Raw genomic sequence first — 5,571 nt, 5'->3', positions numbered from 1 at the left:
TCAAAGTCACCGGTATTGCCCCTAGGGCGTGTCTGTAAATTCGGTCGCTTGGTCAGCGGTCTACCCAGTCCGGTGCCCACACGTCGTGCGCGGCTCGCGGGCCTGCGGTGCGCAGATGGTCGCGTAGCGCGGTCAGCACAGGGTGCTGGTCTCCGCTGCGGAACAGCAGCGCGTGCGGGTAGACCGGGGTCGGGTCGTGCAACGGGATGCGCCGTAGGTCGTGGGGCTGGGGCCAGAGGTACCGGTCCCCGCTGCCGACGAGGGTGGCCAGCGAGGCCGAGTCGGCCAGCGCGTCCATGAGGGCTTCGTCACCGAAGTTGGGGCCGAGCGCATCGATGCTCAGGCCGAAGGCCTCGGACAGCGCCTGGTAGAACGCCGCCCACTCCGTGCCCGGCCTGATCCCGGGGATCCAGATGCGGTGGCCGGCCAGGTCCGCAGGTCTGACCCAGGGCGCGTCAGCCAGCGGGTGGCCGGGTCCGACCAGGAGTTCCAGGGGTGCGTCCAGGAGTCGTTCGGCGCTGATCCCGGCCGGGACCTGGTCTGCCGGCAGGGCACGGAAGGACGCGTCGACGGTCCCTTCGAGCACCGCCTGGGCGGCCTGGGCGGCGTTCTCCTTGCTCAGCGTGACCGCGTCCAGGTCCATCTCGGGGTGGGAGCGGTAGAACCGGTAGACGGCCTGGGCCGGGGAGATGCGCCGGTTGAGGATATCGACGCGCAAGGGACGGCTTCCAGGGCGCACGGATTGCTCGGCCTGCTCGATGGCCGCCAGGACCTTCTTGGCATGCGGCAGGAAGACCTGCCCGTCCAGGCTCAGCCCAGAGCCTCGGGAACTCCGCACCAGCAGCGTGACCTCGATGTGCCTCTCCAGGGCCGCAATCCGCTTGGAGACCGCCTGCTGGCTGATCCCCAGCTCGTCGGCCGCAGCCTGGAACTGGCCGGTCTCGGCGACGGCCATGAACGTCCGCAGCGCTTCAACATCCATGCTTGCACCCTACTTCCACAACCGTTGGTTGTGTCTGGTGTGGTGCTGGGTTGTTTGATCGAGCGTTCTGCGCGGTGGTGGGATCAGCGCATGTCTACCCGCACAGAGCAGGTTATGTATGTCCAGACGCCTGAGTTCGCGCGTCATGCGGAGCGGATCGTGGAGGTGACTGATGCGACGTCTCGACTGAACGTGCTTCCGTTCAGTGACAGCGAAGGTCGCGCGGAACTACTTTCCGTTGTGTTCGGCGGCCCGCTGCCGGAGTCGGTGATGATCTACCCGCCGTTCTTTACCGAGTGTGGGCTGAACACGACGTTCGGGGAGAACGTCTTCGTCAACCAGGGATGCACCTTCATGGACAAGGGAAGCATCCGCATCGGCAACGGCGTCATGATCGCCCCGAAGGTCAGCCTCATCACCGGAGGCCATCCACTGCCCCTGGCCGAGCGCCGCGAGTACCTCTCCTTCGCCCCGATCGTCATCGAGGACGACGTCTGGATCGGGACGGCTGCCGTGATCACGCAGGGGGTGACCATCGGTGCCGGTGCGGTGGTCGCTGCCGGTGCGGTGGTCACTCGTGATGTCCCTGCCGGCACGGTGGTCGCGGGAGTGCCCGCCCGGGTGGTCAAGAAGGTCGACTGAGTCCGGTCGGGCTGCTGTGGCCCGGGTGCGCAGCACGTCTGTGGTCTGATCCTGATGCCTCGTCACGCCCGGCTGAACGACCGGCAGTGGGGCCGCAGCCAGCCTCTGCTGCCCTCCGGTAAACGGTCGTCGTGGCAGGCCGTGGGCCGATCACCGCCGTATTGTGGAGGCGATCGTCTTTCGGTACCGCACCGGTATTCCTTGGCGAGACCTACCGGCCAGGTTCGGCTCCTGGAAGACCGTGTGGGCCCGCCACCGCCGCTGGGCAGCCGACGGGACCTGGGACCGCGTGCTCGGCGTCCTGCTCGCCCGCGCGGACGACGATGGGCTGATCGACTGGCGGGTGGCAGTGGACTCCACCATCACCCGGGCCCACCAGCACGCCACCGACACCCGCCGCCCCGAGAAGTGCCGGGGCACAGCCCGAGGGCAGGGCCTCGACGCGCACCGAGAGCCCGCCGGGCATGCCATCGGCCGTTCCCGCAGCGGGCTGACCACAAAGATCCACCACGCCGGGGACGGTCAGGGACGGCCCCGTACGCGCCCCCGACCGTCCGGATAAACGGATGGTCGGGGACGAGCGTGACGCGGCACGATGCTCCGCATGACATTGCCCACCCCCGAGCTGCACACCGCCCGCCTGCGACTGCGGCCGTTCACCGACGCCGACGCGGCGCCGCTCTACGCGCTGCACAGCAGCGCCCACGTGCTGCGTTACTGGGACTCCCCGCCGTGGACCGAACCGGCCCGCGCCCAGCGCTTCATCGCGACCTGCCGGACGATCGAGGAGGAAGGCACGGGAGCGCGGGTGGCCGTCGACCGCGTCTCCAACGGCGCGTTCATCGGCTGGTGCGGCCTGACCAGCTGGAACCCGGACTTCCGCAGCGCGTCCCTGGGCTACGTCTTCGACACCGCCGCGTGGGGCCACGGCTACGCCACGGAGACCGCGCACGCCGTCCTGCGGTGGGCGTTCGACGCCCTGGACCTGAACCGCGTCCAGGCCGAGACCGACACCCGCAACGCGGCGTCCGCCCGGGTCCTGGAGAAGCTCGGCTTCGTCCGCGAAGGCACGCTCCGCGAGGACTGCGTCGTCAACGGCGACGTCTCCGACTCCTGGGTCTTCGGTCTCCTCCGCCGCGAGTGGCACCCGATGGCCACGCCGACGGCCGGCCGCTAGGACCGAGACCCGCCCGCCTTTCGGACCGCACCCCACCGAGGTCACCGTGGGCCGCTCCGGCGAGCTCAACGTCTTCGCTTGCCCCACCGATCCCGACCATCCGCACCGCTGGAGCATCCAGTAGCTCGTAGGGTCCGCCTGGAGCGGCAACATTCTCATCGGCGTGCGCGGGTGCTGTCGCTTCTCGAGAACATCGAACACGAAGGGCGCCCGCGACGAATGCCAGCACCAGGCCCCGCTGCCTGCCCCGGCCGAAGCCCGGCCTCCTCGGCCGCGCAGGGGAGAGCGGGAACCGCAGGAGACCGAGGGCTCGGCGGCGCGGACCTGGCATGCGAAGGAGGTCACTTGCCCAAAGTGCCAGGCCGGCCCGAACTCCCCGTGCATGCCCCGCGGTCCGCACCACGAGCGGGTGGAGTGGGCGAAGGAGTTCACCCGCAAGCTGTGGGGCTGAGGTACCCGCCACTGCGCCGCCGGGCCAACGTGGCGCTGTGTCGATTCCAGTGGAAACGGTCCGCTGGAGGAACCCCTCTTTACGACGTAAAGAAGTCGTTGCATGCCCTGATGCCTTCCGCCTGAGTGTCCACGGCTGGCGAGGGACGCCACGCTGCTCACGGGCGTGGGCACGTTCAGGTGCCGTTCTCCGGCCCGGAAACTTCGGCTGCCCGGCTTACGAGCGGTGTGGGGGATCCAGCGCCGGCCGACGATCGTCCGGGACGACGTCCAGCTCGGGGAACGCGAGAGCCGCCGCCAGGAGCCGGTGAGCAGCCCGGTGTCGACCTCGGCGGGGCCGACCTTCTTGCGTCGCGTGAGGTCCGACAGCGACTTCATGGCGGCGAGGACCGGCAGGCCCTCCTGGGTCGCGCCGTAGTCGACCACCGTCACCAGGAGCTTCAAGAACGGCCGCACGGTGCCGAACCGGGTGACGAGCTGGGTCCGCCATGCCTCGTCCGCGTCCGAGTCGAGCGGCGGGGTCAGTTCGAACAGCGCGGCGATCGCGGCCGTCGGCTCATGCCGGGGCACCACCTGCTCGATCCGTTCCCACATCGCCTTCAGCGTCTCCACCTCGGGCGGACTGATCTCCCCGGTGCCGGTGTCGACCTGCTCGCTCGTGGTGTCTAACACGATCTGGAACGCGGCAGCCAGCTTCGCCGAAGCCCGCTCCGCCCGCGACAGGCTCTTCAACCTCTCCTTCGCCGTCTCCCGCTCCGTCCTGGCCAACAGCTTCGTGGCAATGAGCACTTCAGCAGGTTCAGGGCGTCATCGACCGCCGGGGACGTCAGATAGATAGCGGTGGGCAGCAGCGTCGACAGGCGCCGGGAGTCGCCGTGCCGCTTGAGCAGCGGGCGGACCCGGGCAGCCGGGACCGGTTCTTCCGGGGTGCACAGAGTCGTCGTTGAAAATTGAACGTGACGTCTGAATGCCGCCGGACCCGCAGGGCGTTCCGGTCTTGAATTGAGCGTGTCCAAGACCGGAACAAGGAGTTCTACGGAGATGACGATGAACGGTGCGACGGCGCTCGACAGCAAGGTGGCGCTGGTGACCGGCGGCAGCCGGGGGATCGGGGCGGCGGTCGCGCTGCGGCTGGCCGAAGACGGCGCAGACGTGGCGCTGACCTACCAGGGCTCGGCCGAGTTGGCCGAGGAGGTGGTCGCCAAGATCACCGCGATGGGGCGGAGCGGCTGGGCCGTCCGCGCGGACAGCGCAGACCCGGAGGCGGTGTGCGGCGCGGTGGCGGCGGTCGCCGAGCGGTTCGGACGGCTGGACATCCTGGTGAACAATGCGGGTGTCGGCGCCGTCGGACCAATCGAGGCGGTAACACGCGACCAGATCGACCGCGTGCTGGCGGTGAACGTCCGCGCGCCCTACCTCTACGCCCAGGCGGCACTGCAGTACCTGGTCGAGGGCGGACGGATCGTGAGCATCGGCAGCTGCATCGCCCAGCGCGCGGCCTTTCCCGGAAGCACGCTCTACGCGACAAGCAAGGCCGCGCTGATCGGCTTCACCAAGGGCATGGCCCGGGAGCTCGGCCCGCACGGGGTCACCGTCAATCTGGTCCACCCGGGCCCGATCGACACCGACATGAATCCGGGCGACGGCGATTCCGCCGACTTCCAGCGCGGCTTCACTGCGCTCGGCCGCTACGGCACGGCGGTGGAGGTCGCGGACGCCGTCTCATACCTGGCCGGCGAGAGCGCCCGATACGTCACAGGCGCGGAGCTGGCGGTGGACGGCGGCTTCGCAGTCTGAGCCCGCACGGTCCGACGTAGGCCAGGTAGACCTTGGCGCTCAGTACCTCACGGCGTCGACACGTGATCTCGGACAGTGGATCACGGCTGGGTGATACGTCGCCAGGAGTTGTCCGATGCCGAGTGGGACCTGCTGCGGCCCTTGCTGCCCACGGCCGCGACAGGCCGTCTCCGGCTGGACGACCGTATGGTCCTGGACGGCATCGTGTGCGGGCGGCGGTCCTGATCCCGATGCCCGGCATCGGGATCAGGACCTGGGCTGGCCGAGAGCTGAAAACAGCCAACTGCACAGGCGACACGCCGCCCCAACCCAGGCGAGGTAGGCGATCAGCCAGGCGCCGTTGCCGCCCGGTGCCACCGAGCCGAAGCGACTGGACGAGGTCCCTCCGCCGCTGCGCCGTCGCTGCCCCGCAGTTGGCAGGTGCTGCCGACGACGGGTGGACAGCCCGCCGAGGCATGCACACCCAGATTCAGCGACTGAAGACGCCATATAACGCGCACACGCGCTAGTAGGGCTTTGTTAG

General features: G+C 69.2%; 5 protein-coding genes and 2 pseudogenes. 5 read left to right on the top strand and 2 right to left on the bottom strand.

Features of this window, described 5'->3' with window-relative positions; translation table 11 throughout:
* Window positions 1-52 precede the first annotated feature (52 nt).
* Window positions 53-982 carry a LysR family transcriptional regulator gene (locus AMK22_RS36885; protein WP_073792082.1) on the bottom strand — a complete coding sequence of 310 codons (930 nt, stop codon included), beginning with the start codon at window positions 980-982 and terminating at the stop codon, window positions 53-55.
* A 114-nt stretch (window positions 983-1,096) separates the two neighbouring features.
* Here AMK22_RS36885 and AMK22_RS36880 point away from each other — a divergent pair, with 114 nt between their 5' ends.
* The 4 genes and pseudogenes from AMK22_RS36880 to AMK22_RS42580 all read left to right on the top strand — a co-directional run bounded on the left by AMK22_RS36880 (window position 1,097) and on the right by AMK22_RS42580 (window position 3,252).
* Window positions 1,097-1,624 carry a DapH/DapD/GlmU-related protein gene (locus tag AMK22_RS36880; RefSeq protein WP_107430735.1) on the top strand — a complete coding sequence of 176 codons (528 nt, stop codon included), beginning with the start codon at window positions 1,097-1,099 and terminating at the stop codon, window positions 1,622-1,624.
* A gap of 54 nt (window positions 1,625-1,678) precedes the next feature.
* Window positions 1,679-2,159 (top strand): annotated as a pseudogene (locus AMK22_RS37990) (IS5 family transposase); the annotation flags it as partial.
* Window positions 2,160-2,228: 69 nt separating this feature from the next.
* Entirely contained in the window at window positions 2,229-2,801 is a 573-nt protein-coding gene (locus tag AMK22_RS36870; protein WP_073792085.1) for a GNAT family N-acetyltransferase, read from the top strand.
* Window positions 2,802-2,964: 163 nt separating this feature from the next.
* Entirely contained in the window at window positions 2,965-3,252 is a 288-nt protein-coding gene (locus AMK22_RS42580; RefSeq protein WP_443333346.1) for a zinc finger domain-containing protein, read from the top strand.
* Between the two features lie 287 nt (window positions 3,253-3,539).
* Here the strand turns inward: AMK22_RS42580 and AMK22_RS42575 are convergent.
* Window positions 3,540-4,141, bottom strand: a pseudogene (locus AMK22_RS42575) (Tn3 family transposase); the annotation flags it as partial.
* A 151-nt stretch (window positions 4,142-4,292) separates the two neighbouring features.
* On the opposite strand from AMK22_RS42575, the gene AMK22_RS36855 reads away from it, so the two are divergent.
* A complete protein-coding gene (locus tag AMK22_RS36855; protein ID WP_242434325.1) occupies window positions 4,293-5,048 on the top strand; it encodes an SDR family NAD(P)-dependent oxidoreductase in 756 nt (251 codons plus the stop codon).
* The last annotated feature ends 523 nt before the right edge of the window (window positions 5,049-5,571 follow it).

The sequence above is a fragment of the Streptomyces sp. CB01580 genome (assembly GCF_001905795.1).
In the GTDB taxonomy this organism is placed as follows: domain Bacteria; phylum Actinomycetota; class Actinomycetes; order Streptomycetales; family Streptomycetaceae; genus Streptomyces.
The sequence above is the reverse complement of the archived record's forward strand: the minus strand, read 5'-3'. Positions and strand labels throughout refer to the sequence as shown.

Coding starts and splice junctions, on each gene's coding strand:
- AMK22_RS36885 (WP_073792082.1), bottom strand. CDS start 982: ATGGATGTTGAAGCGCTGCGGACGTTCATGGCCGTCGCCGAGACCGGC.
- AMK22_RS36855 (WP_242434325.1), top strand. CDS start 4,293: ATGACGATGAACGGTGCGACGGCGCTCGACAGCAAGGTGGCGCTGGTG.
- AMK22_RS36880 (WP_107430735.1), top strand. CDS start 1,097: ATGTATGTCCAGACGCCTGAGTTCGCGCGTCATGCGGAGCGGATCGTG.
- AMK22_RS36870 (WP_073792085.1), top strand. CDS start 2,229: ATGACATTGCCCACCCCCGAGCTGCACACCGCCCGCCTGCGACTGCGG.